This is a genomic window from Candidatus Moraniibacteriota bacterium (assembly GCA_016699795.1).
Classification (GTDB): domain Bacteria; phylum Patescibacteriota; class Minisyncoccia; order Moranbacterales.
In genome coordinates this window covers 744,791-766,818 of record CP065011.1, presented here as the reverse complement: position 1 = coordinate 766,818, position 22,028 = coordinate 744,791, and the positions used below count along the sequence as shown (strand labels likewise).

Below are 22,028 nucleotides of genomic sequence, written 5' to 3'. Positions count from 1 at the left end.
TCTATGGTATATCTTAATTTTATTGCACTCGGAGCTATTTTTTATAGAGAAGTTCAAAGAACTCGCCAGGTCATTCTTCAGACCATTATTTCCCCTACTCTCTCCACTTTCCTTTATTTTATTGTTTTTGGAGCTACTGTAGGAACAAGTCTTTCCATGAAAAATTCCCTAGAATATGGTCAGTACATCGTTCCAGGACTTATTATGATGGCATTAGTAACCAATGCTCTCAGCGCTTCATCAAGTGGAATTTATTTCCCTCGATTCTCAGGAACTATTATTGATATGCTTACTACCCCCATAACCTACAAAGAGATTATTCTAGGATTTGCTCTTGGTGGTACCGTTCGAGCTCTTTTTATAGGATTTCTTATTTACTTTTCCGCATTATTCTTCGTTGATATTTCTGTTATACATCCTTTTCTCGCTCTCTTTTTCTCTTTTCTTTCAGCTTTCATTTTTTCACTTCTCGGAGTTCTTGTTGGTATTTGGGCAAAAAACTTCGAACAACTCTCCCTCTTTCCACTTCTTATTGTGATGCCTTTAAGTTTTACTGGGGGGATTTTTTATTCTATTGAGATGCTTCCTTCTTATTGGCAAAAAATTCTTCTTTTTAATCCTCTCTATTATATGATCGATGGTCTTCGATTTTCTATGTTTGGAATTGCCACAACCGATCCCTATCTTAGTTCTTTTGTTATGATTGGACTTATTGCCGCTCTTTGGCAAATTCTTGCCCATCTATTTTCCAAGGGATATGGAATGAAAGTATAAATATATCAATTTAATAATTGATCATATTGAGATTTTTGTTCCCAAAATTTTTCAAGAAGCTCCCCTTCCAAAAGAGGTCCTTTTGGTTGATCTATTTTGAGAGGATTTATAGGCGCACCATTAAGCTTCATTCCATAATCAAGATGTGGACCTGTGGACCATCCCGTCGAACCGACATAGCCAATAACTTGACCTTGAGAAATACTCCCTCCCGATTTCACACCTTTAGCAAAGGCGCTCAAATGAGCATAATGTGTCGTGTATCCATTATCATGCCGGATGCGAACCATATTTCCCCATCCACCTTCCCAAGTGGCACTTATTAGCGTTCCTCTTGCAGTAGAAACCACAGGAGTTCCTACGCTTGCAGAATAATCAATTTGATAATGAGCAGAAACTGTCCTTGTTATAGGATGTAATCGTGCTCCCGTAAAACCAGAAGTGATTCTACGAAAATTTAAAGGTGCTTTCAAAAATTGTCGCACAATTTCTCGCCCCTCCTCATCATAATAACCAGATTTTCCTTCATGTTCGAAATAATAAGCAAAATGTTTTTTTCCACTATTTTCAAAACTTGCAACAAGAACCCTTCCGTCAGGACCCCTTTCTCCATCTTTATATCTTTTTTCATACACAATCTCAGAATAATCCCCCTGCTGTATTTCAGTTGAAAAATCTATAGCATAAGCAAAGACATCCGCCAAATCTAAAATTGTTGACTCCGTCAAACCAGATTCAAGTGCGTCTGCATAAAAAAATGAATCGATAGTAATTTCCGTCTTTTCTTTTTCTATTGCATAAGAAATAACTTCTTCACGAACAGAGAATTTTTTTTCTTCCCGATCGCAGATAATACTTCTCTCCGTATCGCGATCATATTCCATACGCGTCGCTTTTTCCCCATCGAGAAAGAAAAAACGTAATTTCCGCCCAATTTTAAGATTAGTAAAATCATAAATATCCTTGGAAGAATCCAGAAGGTTTGCGATATCATTTGCATCCCACTTTGCTTGAGAGAAGAAAACATCAGCTGGAATATCCCCTTCAGAAACCATATATTCTACATAGGATTTTTCCTTTTCTTGTGGGGAAGTTTCCAAAAAATCTTCTACACCCAAAACTTTTCGTGCATGGGTACTTTCTATAGGATTATCATTTTTTGTCGATCCTATTAATAATTTCCAAGAAACAAAAAGAGAGAAAGAAAACAAAACAACGAAAAAAAACTTCTTTTTCTTACTCTTCTTTTTTTTCTCAAAATCAAAAGACATAGTTTTCTCTTCTTTTGTGCAAGTTATTAGTGTAGCACAGAAAACGACACACTTCCAAAAGAAATATTTTTTGTCAACCGGATTTAAACGTGTCCCCTTTAGCTTCAAAGCACATTTGAATAGAATTTAATTTTTGCAATTCTCTATTTTTTATTTAGGAAAACCTTTACCAAAAACCTTTCGTGATGAAATTTTCATCAATGCGAAGTAAAATTTGAAACCTGTGAGAAAAATTCAACAACTTATCTTTTAAGGAAGTATTTCGTGACAACATCCCCTTTTAGGTGCTCCTGAAGGATACTGAAAAAATTGAAAATGACTTCCTCGAACTTTCCCTGGAAATATACTTTCGGCAATAAAAATATATTCGCCTTCTCTTAAATCTTCTTCCCCCAAGACATGAACACGATTTCCAATCAAAACAAATTCTCTATTTCCAGAATTATTTTTTATTAACCAAATGCGTGACGAAGAATCACGAAGAATAAAATCGTTCTCTTTTTCAATAGAAAGAATAATACCTCCAAGAAACCCCTCATGAGGTCGTGTCCACATCATTTCTTGACGTTCTTCAAACGGCCTATAAGGAGGAATATGCTTTCCTACAAATTTTTCTACAGAATGTCCCATTCCAAAAAAATAAAGCATCATTCCAAAAAGAAAAGAAAGAAAAATATTTCCCAAAACAATTTTCATATGAAAGCGATATCCATGTTTAGTTTTTATCGCATTCCAATAAGAAATTCCAAAAAACAAAACAAAGGCAAGTATCCAAAGAAAGGGAATAATTTCTACAAGGATACTTACTTGGGAAAATCTAAGAAAACGCTCCAGTATCCAACTATTATTTATAGAAATAAAGGCGATAACAGAAAATGTTATACTTCCAAATAAAAGCGCGATTGCCCAGAAAAACCACAATAAAACATCATGAAAAATAAAACGCCATCGCGGTTTTGGTGCTATGCCTCTTTGTTCAATTTTTTCTAAAACACTTTGAGAAAATTCTTCTTTCATAGATCAATATTTCTTATATAAAAGCTCTCGAAGCTTTTTTTTCGCTCGATTCAACAATGTCGCAATAGTTCCTGGTGGCTTTTCAAGAATATCTGAAATTTCTTGATAATTTTTTTCTTCTAAATAATAAAGAACTATTACTTCTCGATATTTTTCATCCAAACTTTCAATAGCCTCTTGTACAAGTCGAGAAATATCCTTTCTTTCTATATCTTTCAGAATATTTTCTTCCGTTTTTATCCTCCCAAGAATTTCATCATCAATATCCAAAAGATGCCCCTCAGGACGAATTGATTTTTTTCTATAAGCACTTATAACCTGATGATAAACAATTCGATACATCCATGAAGAAAAAGAGAGTGTTACATCAAAACCATTAAGATTGCTATAAGCCTTAATGAAACTTTCTTGCAAAAGATCATGAGCCTCTTCAGAAGAAACATTCGTAATACGATGAATATACCGAAGAAGTGGGGCCTCATATCGCTTCACAAGACAACCGAAAAAATCTCGATTTAAAAGAGAACGAGAAACTAAATCCTCATCATTTATCCCTATACAGAGCTGAGAATCAAACATACCAAAAAATTTTCGAAAATTTTTGTAAACCTCTGTGAAATATAACCTTCGTTTCAAGAAACTCAATCTTTATTACGCAAGAAACAAACCCTTTCTTTCATCTACAAAAAAATTACCCTCTTTTCAAAGGAAAACAAATAGAGAAATGAGATCCCACACCTTCTATACTTTCTAAAGAAATATGAGCATTCATTTTTTGAGCAAGTTCTTGTGTAATCCACAAACCAAGCCCCGTTCCTTTTATTCCCTGCGTTTTCCCATTTTGAATACGGGAAAATTTAAGAAAAAGCTTTTTTTGATCTTCGGAGGAAATTCCGAAGCCCGTATCTGCAACCATTATCAAATATTCCTTATTTTTTATTTTCGTAGAAACTTTTACACTACCCGTTTCTGTATATTTGATAGCATTTCCGACCAAGTTTACCAAAATTTGTTTGAGCCTATCAGAATCAACAAAAATATTTCCAGCCTCATAAGAAGTTAAAGATAAATCAAGTCCTTTTTTCGTTGCGTAAGGTTGCATTTCTCTCAAAGAACTCTCAATAATATCTTTTGGCTCCATCAAAACTAATTTTATAGGGATGCGATTTCCTTCAATTCGTGAAACATCCAACATGTCATCCACCAAATCATCCAATCGATTCACAGAGATATTAATATTCTCCAAAAAATATCGACTTTCTTTATCTGCCAAAGTTTCTTCTTGTTTTTCTTTTAAAAATTCAATATTTCCTTTGATCGCAGTAAGAGGTGAACGCAATTCATGACTTGCCATAGAAATAAACATGTCTTTCATTCGATCGATTTCACGAAGTTTTTGGGCCAGAAAAACATATTGAAAAAGTCTTATCTGATTTGCCATAAGAAGTAAGACGATTCCTATAGTAGCAACAAGAATCCAAAAAGAATTATTTAAAGTTTTTTCGATCAAAAGATCGCTTTCTCGAAGAGAAAAATTCATCGAAATCAATCCGATTTTCTCATTATGAATGGTGTGAATACTCTTTACCACATTCCAGTAACGACCATTTTCATCAAAGCCCAATGTAGCTATTCCTTCGGGCGTATTCCATGCCAACAAATTTTGAATACCCGAATTCTCAGACCCGATCAATTCTTCTTTATCAGAAGAAAAAACATAAAACTTCTGACCCCCATCTGAAGATTTTAGTATTGAAAGAGATGCCACTCTTTCGTTTTTTTCAACGATATCTTTTATAAGAGATTGAAGCTCTTCTTCATTCTCAATTTTTTCCCCTATCCAATACGTAATAATATTTTCCACCAAAACAGCTTCTGCTTGAATGATTGTGTCAATGTTTTTTTCAAAACTCGAAATTATCATCCTTGAATGTATGAAAATAACCAATGGAATCGCAACTACAAGAAAAAAAGATGGAAGAACCTTCGGATTTTCTCGAATAAACTCCAATGCTTTATAGAAGATCTTTTTCATAAGAATACACTCAATCCCCACTATAATTTCGAATATTTCTCAAGTGAAAAAAACCAATTCCCAAAACAGCCAACACAACACCAGTAAAAATAGCAACGAAAAGAAAAAAAGTATCTTCAAAAAATCTACTCTTCGTGGGTGATTCAACATTTTCTGAAATCTGCTTATCATTTACAATTTCCAATGCTTGCGCTGTCTTTATAAAGACAAGTGGGTTGCTTTTTGCAGTTATCTTTCCCAAATTATTCGTTACAGCAACATAAACTTGATGTTCTCCATCCTCTAAATCTTTGTCGAGAATATATGACCAATTCCCATCTTTATCTGTTTCTACCGTCAAAACAACGGGGATTTCACTAAATACATACACCGTCACAAAACTATTTGGAAGCCCTTTTCCTTCTATAAGAAGAACATTTGACCCTGTTTGATCAACAGTTTTCTTAACATTATTTACTTGATAGGCTTCTTCATGCACTTCACCTTCTACCTTAGGACTCTGAAAGGCAATTTTATCTCGTTTATCTCCTGGAGAAGATTTTAAAGGATTGAATCCATTTCGTATTTCATCTCCATCCAAAAAACTATCTTTATCAGTATCTGGATTATTCGGATCCGTCCCATAACGAAATTCCTCAGCATTCTTCAAGCTATCTTTATCAGGATCAGCATTCGCAGCGCAGTCCGATTGTTCCAAGCAATACAAAGATCCAAAATAACTTAACTGCCAATCCTGCGTTGTAGCTCCATTAAAATTTTCTTTCATTGTATTATCAGAATTTTGAATAACTGCATTTGATTCAATAGCTTTTGGTTCAACGGTTTTTGGTTGAGATAAAACATTATCAATTAAAACCAAAATTCCCTCACCCTTATATTCTCCTGAAACATCTTGCACTTTGGCATACAAAGAAAATTTTCCATTTGGAAAGCGAGAGGAATCAAAACCATAGACCCAATATCCTTCTATAGAAAGATAAGCAGCTCCGAGATAGTAATTCATTCCTGATGGGGATTGTTCTAAGTAGTATTCCACCTTCAAAGCATCTTGAATTTGAGATTTAATTTCATAAGGACCAGATATAGCGATGTTATTTTTTAGACCAACAAAAGAAACTTTTCTATTTTCAACATTATTTTCTTCTTGCTTATTCGTTTCTTCTTTATTTTTTACTTTTTCTTCATTCAAAGAAATGGTGTCCTTCTGTTTTTCACAAGTTTCTTTAAGGACGGGAGGTTTGTATTCCTTACATTTATTTGGAGTTCTAGACAAAACCGTTCGGTATCGTTTCCCATCCGACTTGCATACACCCCAATCCGAATATAAGTAACCACATTGAGGAAGTTTTTCTTGAACAGTAACCTCTTCTCTATTTTGATTTATTGTTTCAATCTGAGAATTTATTTGGGTATCTTCTTTTTTATAAACACATTTCTTGAGCACTTCGGGTTTGTTCTTTTCTAAACAATTTTTAGGTTCTTTAGTGATAACCTTTCTTGTCTGGATATTTTCCGAGCTACAAACACTCCAGCTTGAATACACATAAACACATATAGGCACATCTTTGTCGTTTTTAATTTCATCTTTTTCTTGATTAGGTACATTCTCTTGCATTTGAATAGCGCTCGGAGTTTGAGTGGTAGTACTTGTTATCGAAGGTGTCTCTGTAATTTTCTTCTCCTGTCCATAATTACTTATTAATTGCCCCACCCCTTCTCCCTGTTCTGACTTAGCATCAACTCCGTAAAAAAAATCTTCTTTCAAAGAAGAAAGATAAGGGTTTTTCTGAATCGAAAGTATTTTCCCTGAAAGAAAAACTATAGAAATCACAGAAAAAATAATGGCTATGGAAAAAAGATTTTTTTGTTTTTTTGTTTTCATACGTACTTTATTTTTTAATTTAAAAAGAAGACATAAAAATTTATTTTTCCACACTACAGACACCGCCAGGACAGACTGGTGAAAATTCTTTCTGTTTTATAACACCCCTTTTTACCAACCATTGATAAATAACACATCCCACACAAAAACCAACAGCCGATTCAAGCCACATAAATATCAAACAAATTCCACATAAAATCATGGGAATAATACAATTTGAACCAGATCCCACAACAGTCTGCGTACATTGAGTTGCAAAAAATAATTGGTAACTGATAAAACCCAGTACTGCACTCGACATTACAAGACCAATACTCCATGCAAACCGTTTTTGAATTGCACCCACATATTCTGGTCTTTGATTTTTCACCAGTAATTTTCCAATTCTTCCAAAAAGAGATATTTCTGGACCAATAAAAACTTTCAAAATAAAGTCAATCCAAAAAACCAAAATAACCCAGAAAGCTAAGAGGAGGTTCCTTTCAAAATACATGGTCATGAGAGTAAAAAATCCAATAGCGAACATAAGTCCTGCCCCTGCTCTGACAGCACGCTCATTAATCACTCCGTAAGGAGCAGGCTCTCCTTCTAAAATAAGTCCGGGTATTATTTTTCCGTATGCCATAAAAAATATTTTATTATTTCCCTATAATAACATAGGTTCTTTTTTAAAGAAAATTTAAACACATCTTCCTCAAATTGAATAAAAAATAATTAGACATACTAACAACCCTATAAAAATAAATCTTATTATACAGAAATAAATACCCAAAACCGTTTTCTGAAAAAATATCTCGAATACTCAAGGGATTTTGTGGTATACGCAAATCAAAAATAGTTACCCTCAAAAGTAACCCTCCCCTAAAGACGCAAGAAAATTCTTGCGTCTTATTTCATATCAATATCAAACACCTTTTGCTTACTCGCTATTCCCGAACGAAGAGAAATGCGAGATCGGGAAATATCTAAAAACTTTGCTAGTAGTTTCTCTACACGAACATTTGCCTTTCCATGTTCTGGCTGCGCTTTAACCAAAACAAAAAAATGTGTTTCATCTTTTCTTTCTACAAAATCCGTTCTTGCACCTGCTTTAACCTTTACAAAAATTTTCATTTTTTTAAATAATATTCATTAAAAAAAGGTGCAATTGCAGAATAAAAAGCGAGCACGAATTCATCACGTCTCACAAGCATATTATCTGTCCACATTCCCATACTCCCATTTTCTGATCGAACATCTTTTCCTCCAGAAAGCTCCTTCATAATAGGTCCTAACTCTTTTCCCTCTTTATAAATCATATCATCGATAATCGAAGGTACTTCCACCATAGGAGAAAAACCATAATGACCCTCTCCTTTATTATTAAGAATAAAAACACATCCAAATACATACGATTTTTCTCCAAATCTCTCCGTTCCACCTTCAATACCCACAAAATAATCAGCGCCTGGAACGGACTGCAAAAGATTCCTAGCTCGATTATTTGCTCCCAACATAATCTGTTCTATTGAGATAGGCATGTGAGAAATATCAGAGGGTGTTTCCATTGAAACATACTGTATAGAATCTCTAAAAGAATCAAAATAAGGACATGTTTCTACGGCTTTTTTTACTCCATCAATTTTCGGTTTTCGAAGTGTTCCTATAGCTATTTTCATATCAATAAATCTTACAAAAAAATGTTCTTTTCCTGAAATTTCTTTCTTATAAAAAAGAGCTGTTCGAAAACAACTCTTTTTTTATTTTTTAAGAAAAAATTTCTATCGAATTGTCCAACCACCATCAACAACAATAACTTGTCCTGTAATATAGGATGCGCGATCAGAAGCAAGAAATGTTACTGCATTCGCAATGTCTTCAGGCTGTCCTTTTCTTCCCATAGGAATTGTTTTCAAGAATTGATTTGTTGTTTCTTCATCAACGCCAGAATCTGCACCTGGGGTACTGATAGCTCCTGGAGCAACAGCGTTAACCGTAATTCCTTTAGGTGCTAATTCTAATGACAATGCATGTGTAAATCCGTTTACAGCACCCTTAGAAGCACAATAATGAGTAAGTCCTTCAAATCCAATTATGGAAGCTATGGAAGATACAGTTATAATTCGTCCTCCTTCAGGAAGTCTTTTCAAAGCTTCTCGTGTACAATAATACAAACTCTTTACATTCACTTCCATTACTTTATCCCATTGTGATTCTTCCATATCTATTAAAGGAGAAAAAGGGAAAATACCAGCATTATTTACGAGAATATCAAGTCGTCCAAATTTTTCATCGACTTTTCGAAACATTTCCGAAACACTTTCTTTGTTGGAAACATCACATCCCACAACTTCAACTTCTGAACCGAAGCCTCTCGCTTCCTCAGCTACTTTTTGGGCATTTTCAAAATTGATATCGGACACGATAATATGCGCACCTTCTTTTGCAAGAGTCAATGCAATACCCCGACCAATACCCTGCCCCGCTCCTGTGATAAGAGCTACTTTATTTTCTACTAACATAATTTTCTTTTTATTATAAATTATCCATCTTATTATACACGAAACGAGGAAGAGGATGCAAATAAAAATATCGAATAAAACTTCTGATTCAATTTTACATAAATATCAATCAATATGATGATCTAAAACTTTATTATTAACATTATTACTCATAAAATGTAAAAGGTATTATTGAGAATACTGTTTATATACATTACCCGTACTTGTTATTTGTTTATCTTTGTTTATAAGTCCAAATCCATAAAGATTTTTTGAATCTGGTCTATCATAAAGCCAAAACCACGTGACGATATCAACATAAGACCAATTGCGCAAAAGATAATCCATTCCTTGTTGTAAATACGTGCTTTGTTGTTGTAATGTATATGGCTCATTACATTTAGTTGATCCAGAAATATCTTTACAAGATCTCCAACCAAATTCTGTTATCCAAATACGTTCATTTCCTGTTCCATGTGTATTGAGTGTGTTATGAATAGTTTCTACATCAAGAAATGAATTTTTATTAGAAGTTCCTGCCTGAGGTGTTAATGCTTCACCGCCAAATGGATAGGGATGAATACTAAAAATAGAAGGCTTAAACGTAGGATCGATCAGTTTCCATTCTCTATAAAGCCCCGCTATAAAATCTTTTCCCGCTATTTGAGGAGATGCATAGGCATGATTAAGAATAGTAAGACCCCCTATAGCAACTGAAGCATTCGGATCTATTGCAAGGATGGCTTTATGTATTCTATAGGAAAACTTAGCAAATTGTTTTATATTCGGAGCAGGTTCCCAAAATTGTTGGATATTAACTTCATTTCCTATTTCCCAATGCTTTACTTTATTTTTATAGCGAGAAACCGCCATTCGTACAAATTTTTCATATTCAGAAACCCACTTTTCAAAATCTCCTTCATTCTGAGGAACATAATTTAAGCATCTATTTTGAGAAGAAAAGTCACTAGGACATTTATTTATCCACATTGGAGAAGTGGTAATAATAACAAGTGGTTTTATTTCTTTATTATAAAGTGTGTTAATGATGGTATCATATCGATCCCAAGAATAAGAGCCTTTTGTTTTTTCTACAAGTGACCAGTTTAAACCGAATCGATCCATATCAGCCCCTAATAAAGTATCCATATTCGCCATCTCTGAAATAATTGCGGAAGATGTGGGATATTCTATAGCAGAATGAACTCCCATACTTGGCCCATTACGTGGTGTCCTAGAAGTTTCTATAAAAGCATCGTCCACATCCAAATAAGCCATATTAGATCCCGGTATATTCATGAGTTCTGCCACAACAGCAAATGTAACTCTTTTAGTTGCAGAGTTAAGAGTAAATGTTTGTTTTCCTTTGTTCCATTTCCATTCATTATTTCCCAATGGTACACTTGTTTGTCTTGCAATTTCTAAATTCGAAGAATTAAATTCTTTTATTTCTAAAGAAACTTTTTTAAGACGACTATAACGAACATATGTGGAATAGGTTATTTGACTAAAACCAGAAACGTCTATATTCCTTCCTGATTGATAAATCCAAACAGAGCCACTTTGATTTGCAGGCATTTCCAATCGAGCATAATAGTCGCCACTATGACTATCCTTCCCACCCTTCATCGAGTGAAACTGTATATTTCTTAAACCTATTTGAGATCCTCCTTCCCAGTAAAGTGGTTTATTTTGAGTTGATTGTTGTTGCTCCATCCCAGCATTTAATAAAATAGGACTTGATCCTGCAGTTGTTGATTCTATTTTTGCATCTACAGAAGAAGGTTCTGCAGAAATTTCCCAAGAAGTGTGAAAAATATTTAAATTATTTCGAATAAACAATACTGTTCCAAGAAGAATAATACTTGTTATTAAAAAAACAGGAATTTGTTTATTAAATTTTTTCATATTTTTTATTACTTTATCTTGTAGCATGTTTTTTTATTTGTTTTTTACATGGCTAGTATTCTTCAGTATAGGATATTATTTGTTTTTTGAGAAGAAACTTTCCCCTCCGTCACCTCGAGAAATACATCTTAATAGTTTTAATGTGAGAGAAAACCAGTCACGATTGTTTTAACGATCCCTCTTTTTTATGAATATGAGTTCAGAAAGTTTTCCGCCAAAGGCGGACCAAGTCTCCCCCTCCTACCCTCCCGTCCAAGCAAAGATTTCTTTGAAGTTCTTTATGATGAGTTCTACAACAGATTCTTTTGTTTGTGGTGTAAGGGTGATGTAGTCTTTGGTTATGGTTTCATTCCCACTCAGATCTTTTACTATGACTTTGTAAGAGTAGAGAGTTCCTGGTTTCCAAGAGGTGAGTACAATGATGTGATTCTTTGTTGGGGAAGAACTTACATTCACTGTTTTTTCTTCTCCTGCTCTTCCTTCTTTGTAGATGAGGGAGGAAGAAGCATCTTCATCTGTTTGCCAGTTAATAATCATTTGTACTTTTCCGTTTTGTGAAAGAGCGGAGTCGGTAGAGACTCTTTCTACTGTAGGAGAAGTTTCATCTTTTTGCATAGTGAATTCTATCTCATCAGAGAGAGTTTCATTTCCCATATCATCTCTGACTCGTACAGTAAGAACGTAGTTTTCTCCAGGAGTGAGTTCTTTGAGGGTGAGGGAGTGAGTTTGGAGGAGGGAGGGATTTCCTTCACTCTTTTGATCTTCTTCTTTGTTTTTGTTTTTGTAGGTTACAAGAGAGTCGGTAAGAGTATCAGTAAGGAAGTTTACTTTTGCTTCTCTGTCTGAAAGAACTTCTATCTTGATTTCTTTGATTTGTGGTGGAGACTTTGGTTCAAAGGTAGAGTCGGAAGAAGAGAAGAGATTTTTTGATTCATCTTCTCCTTTTACTCGGAAGTGGTAGGTAGAGTTTTCTAAAAGATTGTTTATGATAATTTCATGATCTTTTTTGAGTTCTTCACTTTTTCTTGTTTGTCCATAGTTTTCTGTGTTTCCATATTCAACAATAGAGGTAGTGGGAGTGGAAGTTTTCCATGTGATAGTTGTTTCCCCTATTTGTTTGGAAGAAGCTTTAATGGAAGAGATGGAAGAAGGAGATTGCGTTTGGAAGGTTTGTTGGGAGGAGGTGCCTATGTTTCCGGCGGTGTCGAGAGAGAGGGCGGAGTAGTAGTATTTGGTAGATGGGATGAGACCTCGCAGAGTTACGGAGTGGGAGGTGGTGTAGTTTTGGAGATTTTTACTGCTAGCACTATCTCCTGCTAAACTCTCCATCTCCTTCGTACTCCCAAACTGAACCAAACTATTCCCCACTTCATCCGTCTCCCAACTGACGACTGCACTCTCTCCTGTAATGTCTTTGACTTTGACTCCTGAGATAGAGGGAGGAGTAGATTCTGCTTGTTCACTTCCACTGTCTACTTGTTTGAGTTTTGTTGTGAAGCTTTTTTCTTCACTCTCTATGAGGGTTCCAAGATTATCTTCACAAAGAAGTTTGTAGAAGTAGGTTGTGTTAAAGATGAGTCCTCCAAGATGCAGGGAATGGAGTGTGTCATAGATTCCTGTCGCTTCTGTTTGAGGAACTTCTTGGTAGTTTCTTGATTGGGTTCCATATTCAAGGATGCAGTTTGCTGCTTGATCCGTCTGGAAGGTTATGACTGCTTTTTGATCAGTGAGTACTTTAGGAGGATCACTGATAGTATGAATCTTTGAAAGAGGTGCATGATTGTATTCTGGATCTAAGGTTGTTTTCATTGTTTGTATATCACTCTGTGATTCGTTTTGATTGATATCTTTAACACTCACTTGATATTCATACTCTGTATCAGGAGTAAGAGTATCGAGTACCCTGTAGTGAGATCTATCGTATGTTGTTCCTTGTTCTGTTTGTGTGAAGGTAAGGCTTCCTTTTTTTCTGTACTGAAGGAGGAAGGATGCTTCTTCATCTGTGTTTGCTGTAATAACTGCTTTGTCATTTGAGATAAGAGATGTTTGAAGATTCGTTATGGTAGGAGGTGTTTCGTCGAGTGTTGTAGAGAATTGAAAATAGTTTCCTCCATTATTGTCATTGGCAATGTTTCCTTGTGAGTCGGTGGAGGTAACGTAGAAATAGTAGGTGGTTCCTTGAGTAAGAGCATCTAAGGTTACTTGATGATTTTTTGTAAGAACACTTGATCCGGAGAGAGTGATAGGATCGATAAGAGATCCATTCTTGTTTTCACTGTAATGGAGTACAGAGTCTGCAGGGACATTCGTATTCCAGAATATGGTTGCTTGTGTGTTAGAAGCACTTGATACCGCTACACCACTGATAGAAGGTCCAGGATTCGTTGTGACTTCATATCCATTGCCATTATTGTCATTGACTCCGGTATTGCCTTGAGGATCAGTAGAGGCAACTCTAAAGAAGTAGGGAGTGTTTGGTGTGAGGTTGGTAAGAGTGACTCTATGAAGTCCTGATTGTGCTTGGGTGTCAGCATAGGTAGAGACTCCTGTTTGTTTGGTATAGGTGTTGGGAGTGGTTGCATATTCTACACGAGAGTCAGAGAGTTCATCTGTTTCCCATGTGATAGTTACGGTTGTGGTGTCTTTAGATTCTACGGTTACGTTGGCAATAGAAGGAGAACTATCATCAACTCCACCACCACCCTCTCCTGCATCTTGGATGCCATTTGCTTTGGCAGTTACTTCTTGAGAAAAGAAAGAAATATTTCCGAGTGTATCTTTGGTTCGTACTTTATACGTATAGAGAGTATTAGGATCAACACCTCCTCCTGAATCAGTAAGAAAGTTTTCTTGAGGAACTGTTCGTATATCATGAGGGTCAGTACCATAAGAACCCCCTTCTTCTTTTCTGAAGAGTTCATAACGAGAGAATTCTTGAGAAGAGATTTCTGATGGTTTGAAACTAAGAAAGACTCGATATTCAGGAGGAGTAAGATAAAGATTAGAAGTATCTTGTGTCATGATATGAGAAGGAGTCTCTATACTCTCAGTAGCAATGATTTGTGTTTCATTTCCGTATTGATCTTTGAATTGTGCGTAGACGGTATCAGGATCACTTTGGAGTTTGATAGTTTTGTTAAGAGTATGGGGTTCCCAATCAGTATCAGAGAGATCAGGAAAAAGAGAAACTTTCATGAATCGTTGAGAGTCTTCAGATACAGAAAGAGTAAGGAGTGATGTGGTGTTGGTATCAAGAAGATCTTGAGTGGATGCGTCTATAGAAAGAGAAGGGTTCTCTGGAATCTTTGTATCCAATGTAAAGGTATTGGATTCTGCATTTGCTGTATTATTTGCTCCTTCATTGTCCCCTATAGTGACACGAATCTTGGCTGATCCAGAAAGATAGAGATTTGAGTGAGAAAGTGAAGGAGTCCAGGTAGCTGTGTGTGTTGTGTACGAATCTTGATTCACTGCTTTGTTTTGTACATCTTCGGGAGCTAGAGTATTAGAAGCAATGCTTTCCCATGAATCTCCATCCCAATAGGAAAAGCTCGGAGTAATAAATCCTGGAGTATTGGTTCCTGTAGTTGTATCAGGATCTTTGACTTCGTAGGTGATATCTACTGTTTTATCTGTATTGGGAGTAGCAGTTACATTTTGAATCATAGGAGAAGCGTTTACCAGATAGGTAAGCGTTACTTGAGAAAGTGTTGGAGTGGCTCCGGTGTTTTCATTAGAAAGCCAGGTAGCATACTGTAACCATTGATCATTGTTTCCTTCTAGATGTATGGGATTGGTAGATTCTCCTTGTGGTGTTGTTTCGTAAAAACTCGAAGCAAAGTCATTGCTATTTGTTGTGAGGGCGCAATCTGTAGGTCCACACCATTTGGAACCATTGTTCCAATCAGGAGATCCTGTTAGATCTGGTGCGGTTCGGAGTTGGAAACGTATATTTGTTTGAGGAGGAATGGTTTCATTCCATTCTATTTTAGAGAGGAGGTTCGCAGTATCGGTGGAGTTGTAGGGGGAAGAGGTGAGAAGATAGGAGCCTACGGGGTATTGGGAGTAAGCGAGAGTAACGTCAGAGATTCCGGGAACTTCTTCAGGAGTGGTTGTTGTCATTCTCGCTTCGTATTGAACATAGCGATTGCCCGAGATAGAATCTGCTGATCCTCCATTAGAGACTTCTACAAATTCACTCCATGAATTATCAGGAGTTGGTACGTTTCCTGCTCGAAGAAACATTTTTATCGTAGCATTTCCTGAAGGAATCGCCGTAAAAGAAAGAGAGGAAAAACGAGAAGGTCCTCCGGTGTCTTTGACAGATCCCCTATAGAGTTTCTCTGTTCCTAACCAAGAAGGAGGAAGCATCTCATCATTTTCATAATCTACCAAGATACGAGAAACGCTCGGGATATTCGCTCCATCGGAAAAAAGAGCCAAACGACACTGAATATATCGATTTCGTTGAATTCCCGATACATCCACTCCACTAAACAATGTTTCTACATTCTCCGCACCCGAAGAATCTCCAAACCATGCGGAACTATTACATGTTCCTGACGTGCCATTATCTGGTCCGCACCATGGACTCCATGTCACATTGTTGGGTGAAGTACGAATCTGAAAAATAGCATTTGCGCCTCCACCGGGAAGTACCTCATCCCAAGAAAGCGATTTCACTCTCGTGGTAAAATTTTTTGTATCATAAATAGAAGACGTAAGCATTCCCGAATACGTAGAAATCGTTACGTCGGAAACTCCGGGGACGGCATTGGGATCTTCATAGTCAAAGTTTATTCGATACTGTACCCAACGATTCCAATCGATAGGAGAAAGACTTCCTCCTTTGGAAATATTTACCCACGCAGTCCATGATCCATCAGGTACGAGGATGTTACCTCCACGAACTTCTATAGTGGTATTGGAACCCAATGTTGCAGGATTATTTCCTGTAAAGGTATCGGTCCAGGTGAGTGTGCCAAATCGCGTGGAGGCGGGGTATTCTTGTACGGAAGAAGTGTACGATGTTTTGATAGTATACGCCCTCACTTCACCCGAGAACATACCAAAACAAGCGAAAGAAAAAACGATCGCATACATCCAAAAGAAGGTTCTCTGTTTCTTTTGTTTTACTCTATTCATACAAGATACAGCATACCATAGAAAAAAGAATATTTCCAAAGTTTTTTGTCATCTTTACATATCTTCAACTCCGTCTCCGCGAGGCTCTGCGAAGCGGTCCAGAAATTAACTCTGGATTGCTTCGTCACTTCGCGGACTCGCTCCTCGCAATGACGCATTTTCCGTCTCCGCGAGATTTCGAGTCTTCGAGAAAGCGTGGCGGTCCATCCGAATTCCTGGATTGCTTCTCCCGCCACGGCGGGATCGCAATGACTCGGATTTCCGTCTTTTCGACCGAGTGAGCAGCGCGAACGAGTGGAGAAATTTCTCTTCTGTACTCCTTTAATACTGGATCCCCGTCTTCACGGGGAAAAAGAAAAAAATCCTGAGAGTTTTTCGCTAAAGGCGGACCAAATCTCCACTCCTCGAAGACTCGTCGGTCGAAAAGACGAAGGGAAGAAAGTTTGTCGGTCGAAAAAAAGAGAGGGGATCATTGTCCACGAACACACCTGACGGAATAGCTGTTCGTCTTATGATAAACTCCTCCACGAGCAACAGTACTGTCAAAATAGTGTGCGTACGTAGTAGAATTTTCTGTGTTTAACCAATGATAAGTCGAAAGTCCACCATAGTCATCATAAACAGCTCGGTTGGTATAAATACACTGAAACTCTAAAAGAGTAGGAAGCCTTCCTCCTTCTCCCATATTCTTACATGCATTTCGCGCAGGGTACAGTGAGAAATCTACGGAATTATCGGCGACGAGATTATCATCATTTTGTCCTCCATTGAGTCCGCACTGAGGAGTATCACAGTTAGTTTGTGTTGTTTTCCACATATACGTTCCCGATGCATTGTAGGCATGAACATAGATACCAGCACATGGTCCTGTCTGCCAGGGATCGGTACATATTCCTCCTGAGCAGAGTCCCCCAGTAGTTCCCTCATCCCCTCCATTAGAGCATTGTGCATTCGTAGTGCAAGTAGCACCAAAAGGTTTTTGGGTATAAATAGCATTTCCCGTTGTATAGGTTTGGGCAAATGATCCATCGTTAAAGTCCGCATCACTCGTCTCTACCCAACTATTATTCGTCCCCGTAATCGTTACACCACTTGCATCTGCTTGAATATTAGAATCTTTGGAAGCATACTCCGTCCAGTTTTCTTGATTATTGGTATGTGTAGCAGTATTTACTGTTACTCCTCCTATCCAACTACTTTGAATCCATCCATACGTTGCTCCTTTTATATTTTTTGAAAAGAAAAAAGAGACTCCTCCTAAGATAAGAATGGTTAAGAGGAAAGTAGAAGTGAGTTTTCTTTTTTTGGAGAGGAAAGAAAAAAAAGAAGAAAGAGAGATTTCTTTTTTTTCTTTTATAGAATAAGTATTGTTTTTTTCTTTTCGTATTCCATCAAGAGTTCTTTGTAGTTTGGGGGGAGTATTTTTTTTCGTAAACATCATACTATTTTATTGTATAATAAATGTTCTTTTTTTTGTTTGTGAAATAATCTTTTTTCTTTTTTTAGTATAGGATGTTTTGTGTTTTTTGTGAAATACTGGATCTTCGATTCCGCGAGGCTGTACTCAGCCGTGGCGGTCCATCCGAAATTCCTGGATTGCTTCGCTACACTCGCAAAGACGGATCAATGGATTGTTTCATCTCGCCTTTGATGGAAATCTCTCTTTTCTTTTTTTAGTATAGAATATTTTGTGTTTTTTGTGAAATGCTGGATCTCCGATTCCGCGAGGAGTCCTCGACGTGGCGGTCCATCCGAATTTCTGGATTGCCACTTCACTCGAAGACTCCTCCTCGCAATGACTCTTTTTCCGTCTCCGCGAGGAGTCCGCGACGTGGCGGTCCATCTGAATTTCTGGATTACTTCGCTATGCTCACAAAGACGGAAAAAAATCCCCCTCAATCCCCCTTTTTCTAAGGGGGAGGAATCCGAACAACGAAAAGGAAATCCGGAAAGTTTTCCGCCAAAGGCGGACTAAGTCTCCACTCCTCGAAGACTTGTCGATCGAAAGGACGGGAAAGGAAAAAGAATCAAATAATTCCCCGCCTTCGCAGGGGAAAAGGTTGAGTACGAAGGAAAAAACAAAAAAAATTTCGCATACATGCGAAACATCGTTCCGTCTTTCTCATCCCTCACGCATGCAAAGCAGTTTGCATGCTTAGCGCTTACTTCGTGCGCGCAGAGGGATTCGGTCACGAATATATTTTAAGAAAATATTTCTCGACCCCGACTCACGGTTTCGCATACATACATATGCGAAACATCGTTCCGTCTTTCTCATCCCTCACGCATGCAAAGCAGTTTGCATGCTTAGCGCTTACTTCGTGCGCGCAGAGGGATTCGAACCCCCGACCGTTGGCTTAAAAGGCCACTGCTCTACCGACTGAGCTATGCGCGCAAAAATTCTAAAAATACGTATGCGATTATATCGAAGAAATTAACCTAAGTCAAACCCTACTCTTTTTATAGGAGTTTTTATTAAGATTTTCTCGTATTAAGTATTGTTAAAATAATCAAAGGAGCAATAAACCAAATAAGAAAGGTCCATTCACCAATAAGATATTGAGCTGATCGATAGGATAGGAAATCCCAAAAGAAGGCATCCCCGGGAAGAAGACGGAAAAAAATACCCAAAAGAAAGCCCGAAACAAAGAAGGCAAAGAAAAAGGTGGGTATCCATCCCTGAATTTCAGAACGATAGTAAATGTTAAAAAGATTTTTTCCCAAAAAAACAAGAAGAATAAGTGCTCCTAAAAAAATAAGAGCTTCTCCATAAGGAATTTTAATAAGAATAGATTTTGGAAAGACTGCCAAAAAGGCATATGCCAAATAAATAGACAACACAAAACGAACAAAGCGAGACTTTCCAAAAATTATACTCAAAGCAATAGCACCACCGATAACAACAAGGAACAAGACAACATCCCCCGTAAGAAACTCGGAAAAAGACGGGAGGCTTCCAATTATATCTTCCATATTTATTTTATTTTTTCTCTTTTGTATCTTCTTTTCGAGCTTCAAGGAGAATGGTCATATCTTTTATCTCTCCATCGCTCCAAACTTTAAAAGCTACTTCTTCTCCAATGCTATGTTCTGAAATAAGAAAATTTAGAGGTTTTTCTTCAGTAATTTTCTCACCCGCAATTTCCAAAATAACATCCCCTTCTTTAAGACCTGCGCGATCAGCAGGAGAAGCAGGCATTACAGCCAAATCAGACCGTTGTTCCCCTCTCATAATAAGCGCTCCATAGTTATATTCAAGATTATTTTTTTTGGCAATTTCTTCATTGATAATGAGATAACGAATACCCAGAAATGGTGTTACAATTTTTCCGGTTTCACGAACTTGATCTATAACTTTTCGCACAGAATTAATAGGAAGGGCAAATCCTATATTCTCAGCGCCTTGTGCCATAGCGACATTAACACCTATAACTTTCCCCTGAATATTCAAAAGAGGTCCTCCGGAATTTCCTGGATTGATTGCGGCATCGGTCTGAATAACATTGCTAAGCTGTTCTGATTGTCCGCGAGAAGACCCAGCGAAAATACTTCTTTGTGTTCCCGAAATAATACCTTTACTTACTGAATTAGCGAATTCCCCAAGAGAATATCCAATAGCAACAACAGTTTGACCTAAACGAAGAGCTTCACTATCTCCCAATTCCGCTACAGGAAAATTTGTTCCTTCTACTTTAATAACTGCTACATCTCGAGTAGGATCCGTAGCCAATATTTTGGCTTCGTATTTATCGCCTGATTGTGTCACTACGGTGTATGTTGCTGATGTATCTTCAACTACATGAGCATTGGTTACCACCATACCTTCAGAAGAGACAAAAAATCCTGTACCGCCTCCTATTTGTTGCATTTCGGAAGGACCTTCTTCATTTTTTTGTGCATAAGGATCTCCTCCAAAAAACATATCAAAAGGACTACTGAAATATCTTTGCATTTGGGAGAGATCTTTCGTAACTACAATACTCACAACACTAGGAGAAACTTTTTCAACTACTTGAATAATAGCATCATCTTCAGCGATAACCGTAGTTTTAGATGATTCCATTTCTTTATTATTCTCCAAAGGAGATTTCTCTAAAGATTCTTTTGTTACTATAGGATTTGCCAAAAGTAAAACGAAAACACCGCCCAATATACCAGAAAGAATCGAAAGAACAATAGAAAAAAGAAAAGATCCTTTATTAAATACTTGTTGTTGTTTAATTTCTTCATCCATATATGTAAAAATATTTTAAATCTATAAAAAATATCAGAACGTTTTCTTACTATACTACAAATCTAAAAAGAGAAAAAATCTTTAAAAAAAATTTTTTTCTTCCCACAATTTTTTAATACGAGAAAGAAATTATTTTCTTTCATTATTTCTTTTCAGATTCTTTTTTTACATCTTCACTTTCATTTTTCGGGATTTGTTGATTATTGAGCAGATTCAACTCAAAGGTTTTCATATTTTCATCCGAAAAAACAACAAGCCCTTCTGAAGCTTCCCATGTATATCCCTTAAGAAAAACTTTGACGTTCAATGCTTTTATATAGTCCTCAATCCATTGAGAAAAAGTCATTTTTTTAATAAATATTTGACTTATATCATAAAGAATTCCTGAAGAATCTTTCTTCGAATCATGCACTTTAACAATGTGATATCCCAAGTCACTCTCGATAATGGAACTTGTTGATCCCGCTTCCATAGAAATAATAGCCTTTGCTACAGAAGGTTCCATAATTTCCCCTAAAAGCAACCAGCCAAAACGACCCCCATTTTTTGATGTCACTCCTTCGGAGTATTTCTCAGCTAAAACAGCAAAATCTTCTCCGGAATCTAATTCCGCTTTTACTTTTTCTATAGTTTTTTTAGCCTCCTTATCAGTCTCGTGATCAGTTTTTTTAGAAAAAACAAATTTTGCTTTTTCTCGATAAATTTCATTCTTTACAATATAATTTTTAAAATCATCCAAATTCCAACCATAAAGACGATTGAGGGTTTCTTTTACATTTTCTTTTGTCCCAAATTCGCTTAATTTTCGCTCCACACTATCGTTAACTTCTTGATCAGTAACGCGAAGATCAGCATCCTGAACAATTCTTTGAAAAGCTTTTTGCTCAATAAGTATATTGAGAAGCTCTTTTTCACGAAGTTTCAGACGTTTTTTTCCTTCTTCAGTAGAAAAGTCCACACGAAAACCAGCGGAGGAAAAATCTTGATTATTATAATGAGACTGAATAGCTAATACATCTCTTGCGACTTCTTCGTAAGAAATAAAAGAAAAAGGAGATATCCAAAGAGCTGGATACCAAAAAATTCCAGAAGAAGGCTCATGTAAAGTAATATCACTTCGCATATACACGCGAACAAGAGAAAACAAAAAAAGAATAATCGCGAGAGAAAGTATTACAAAAAAGAGAACTAGCGGGCGTCGTAAATAAGTCAGTATGCGTTTAATATTCTTCTTTTCGGCTATTTTTTTTATTTTAAATTTCATAGAGTAAATAAAAATCTT

General features: G+C 36.6%; 16 protein-coding genes and 1 tRNA gene. 1 reads left to right on the top strand and 16 read right to left on the bottom strand.

Going from position 1 to position 22,028, the window contains the following annotated elements; all coding sequences use genetic code 11:
* Positions 1-3 precede the first annotated feature (3 nt).
* Positions 4-774: an ABC transporter permease gene (locus IPN70_03635; GenBank protein ID QQS60955.1), complete on the top strand. Its 771-nt coding sequence runs from the start codon at positions 4-6 to the stop codon at positions 772-774.
* Positions 775-779: 5 nt separating this feature from the next.
* Here the strand turns inward: IPN70_03635 and IPN70_03630 are convergent, their stop codons facing one another.
* The 16 genes from IPN70_03630 to IPN70_03555 form a co-directional block, all read right to left on the bottom strand.
* Positions 780-2,045, bottom strand: coding sequence for a peptidoglycan DD-metalloendopeptidase family protein (locus tag IPN70_03630; protein ID QQS60954.1), 1,266 nt, complete (start codon positions 2,043-2,045; stop codon positions 780-782).
* Positions 2,046-2,294: 249 nt separating this feature from the next.
* Positions 2,295-3,062: a hypothetical protein gene (locus IPN70_03625; GenBank protein QQS60953.1), complete on the bottom strand. Its 768-nt coding sequence runs from the start codon at positions 3,060-3,062 to the stop codon at positions 2,295-2,297.
* A 3-nt stretch (positions 3,063-3,065) separates the two neighbouring features.
* The gene (locus tag IPN70_03620; protein ID QQS60952.1) at positions 3,066-3,641 is read right to left on the bottom strand and encodes a sigma-70 family RNA polymerase sigma factor; all 576 of its coding nucleotides are present in this window, start codon (positions 3,639-3,641) and stop codon (positions 3,066-3,068) included.
* Positions 3,642-3,753: 112 nt separating this feature from the next.
* Positions 3,754-5,097: a HAMP domain-containing histidine kinase gene (locus IPN70_03615; GenBank protein QQS60951.1), complete on the bottom strand. Its 1,344-nt coding sequence runs from the start codon at positions 5,095-5,097 to the stop codon at positions 3,754-3,756.
* A gap of 10 nt (positions 5,098-5,107) precedes the next feature.
* Positions 5,108-6,979, bottom strand: coding sequence for a hypothetical protein (locus IPN70_03610; GenBank protein ID QQS60950.1), 1,872 nt, complete (start codon positions 6,977-6,979; stop codon positions 5,108-5,110).
* Positions 6,980-7,019: 40 nt separating this feature from the next.
* Complete coding sequence (locus IPN70_03605) at positions 7,020-7,604, bottom strand: DUF4395 domain-containing protein (GenBank protein ID QQS60949.1); 585 nt, start codon at positions 7,602-7,604, stop codon at positions 7,020-7,022.
* A gap of 263 nt (positions 7,605-7,867) precedes the next feature.
* Positions 7,868-8,092 (bottom strand): DUF167 domain-containing protein, encoded by a 225-nt coding sequence (locus IPN70_03600; GenBank protein ID QQS60948.1) that lies wholly within the window; start codon positions 8,090-8,092, stop codon positions 7,868-7,870.
* The gene (locus IPN70_03595; protein ID QQS60947.1) at positions 8,089-8,637 is read right to left on the bottom strand and encodes a DUF84 family protein; all 549 of its coding nucleotides are present in this window, start codon (positions 8,635-8,637) and stop codon (positions 8,089-8,091) included. Before IPN70_03595 ends, IPN70_03600 begins: the two co-directional genes overlap by 4 nt.
* A 102-nt stretch (positions 8,638-8,739) precedes the next feature.
* Positions 8,740-9,480 carry an SDR family oxidoreductase gene (locus tag IPN70_03590; protein QQS60946.1) on the bottom strand — a complete coding sequence of 247 codons (741 nt, stop codon included), beginning with the start codon at positions 9,478-9,480 and terminating at the stop codon, positions 8,740-8,742.
* A 168-nt stretch (positions 9,481-9,648) separates the two neighbouring features.
* Entirely contained in the window at positions 9,649-11,367 is a 1,719-nt protein-coding gene (locus IPN70_03585) for a hypothetical protein (protein ID QQS60945.1), read from the bottom strand.
* A gap of 240 nt (positions 11,368-11,607) precedes the next feature.
* A complete protein-coding gene (locus tag IPN70_03580; GenBank protein QQS60944.1) occupies positions 11,608-16,512 on the bottom strand; it encodes a fibronectin type III domain-containing protein in 4,905 nt (1,634 codons plus the stop codon).
* Between the two features lie 469 nt (positions 16,513-16,981).
* Positions 16,982-17,953, bottom strand: a complete 972-nt coding sequence (locus IPN70_03575) for a hypothetical protein (GenBank protein ID QQS60943.1) — start codon at positions 17,951-17,953, stop codon at positions 16,982-16,984.
* An 881-nt stretch (positions 17,954-18,834) separates the two neighbouring features.
* Positions 18,835-18,907: transfer RNA gene (locus tag IPN70_03570), tRNA-Lys, on the bottom strand.
* A gap of 80 nt (positions 18,908-18,987) precedes the next feature.
* Positions 18,988-19,485: a hypothetical protein gene (locus IPN70_03565; GenBank protein ID QQS60942.1), complete on the bottom strand. Its 498-nt coding sequence runs from the start codon at positions 19,483-19,485 to the stop codon at positions 18,988-18,990.
* Between the two features lie 7 nt (positions 19,486-19,492).
* Positions 19,493-20,746 carry a trypsin-like peptidase domain-containing protein gene (locus IPN70_03560; protein QQS60941.1) on the bottom strand — a complete coding sequence of 418 codons (1,254 nt, stop codon included), beginning with the start codon at positions 20,744-20,746 and terminating at the stop codon, positions 19,493-19,495.
* 142 nt (positions 20,747-20,888) lie between these two features.
* Positions 20,889-22,010 carry a peptidylprolyl isomerase gene (locus IPN70_03555; protein QQS60940.1) on the bottom strand — a complete coding sequence of 374 codons (1,122 nt, stop codon included), beginning with the start codon at positions 22,008-22,010 and terminating at the stop codon, positions 20,889-20,891.
* Positions 22,011-22,028 lie beyond the last annotated feature (18 nt).

Coding starts and splice junctions, on each gene's coding strand:
- IPN70_03635 (QQS60955.1), top strand. CDS start 4: ATGGTATATCTTAATTTTATTGCACTCGGAGCTATTTTTTATAGAGAA.
- IPN70_03630 (QQS60954.1), bottom strand. CDS start 2,045: ATGTCTTTTGATTTTGAGAAAAAAAAGAAGAGTAAGAAAAAGAAGTTT.
- IPN70_03625 (QQS60953.1), bottom strand. CDS start 3,062: ATGAAAGAAGAATTTTCTCAAAGTGTTTTAGAAAAAATTGAACAAAGA.
- IPN70_03620 (QQS60952.1), bottom strand. CDS start 3,641: ATGTTTGATTCTCAGCTCTGTATAGGGATAAATGATGAGGATTTAGTT.
- IPN70_03615 (QQS60951.1), bottom strand. CDS start 5,097: ATGAAAAAGATCTTCTATAAAGCATTGGAGTTTATTCGAGAAAATCCG.
- IPN70_03610 (QQS60950.1), bottom strand. CDS start 6,979: ATGAAAACAAAAAAACAAAAAAATCTTTTTTCCATAGCCATTATTTTT.
- IPN70_03605 (QQS60949.1), bottom strand. CDS start 7,604: ATGGCATACGGAAAAATAATACCCGGACTTATTTTAGAAGGAGAGCCT.
- IPN70_03600 (QQS60948.1), bottom strand. CDS start 8,092: ATGAAAATTTTTGTAAAGGTTAAAGCAGGTGCAAGAACGGATTTTGTA.
- IPN70_03595 (QQS60947.1), bottom strand. CDS start 8,637: ATGAAAATAGCTATAGGAACACTTCGAAAACCGAAAATTGATGGAGTA.
- IPN70_03590 (QQS60946.1), bottom strand. CDS start 9,480: ATGTTAGTAGAAAATAAAGTAGCTCTTATCACAGGAGCGGGGCAGGGT.
- IPN70_03585 (QQS60945.1), bottom strand. CDS start 11,367: ATGAAAAAATTTAATAAACAAATTCCTGTTTTTTTAATAACAAGTATT.
- IPN70_03580 (QQS60944.1), bottom strand. CDS start 16,512: ATGAATAGAGTAAAACAAAAGAAACAGAGAACCTTCTTTTGGATGTAT.
- IPN70_03575 (QQS60943.1), bottom strand. CDS start 17,953: ATGATGTTTACGAAAAAAAATACTCCCCCCAAACTACAAAGAACTCTT.
- IPN70_03565 (QQS60942.1), bottom strand. CDS start 19,485: ATGGAAGATATAATTGGAAGCCTCCCGTCTTTTTCCGAGTTTCTTACG.
- IPN70_03560 (QQS60941.1), bottom strand. CDS start 20,746: ATGGATGAAGAAATTAAACAACAACAAGTATTTAATAAAGGATCTTTT.
- IPN70_03555 (QQS60940.1), bottom strand. CDS start 22,010: ATGAAATTTAAAATAAAAAAAATAGCCGAAAAGAAGAATATTAAACGC.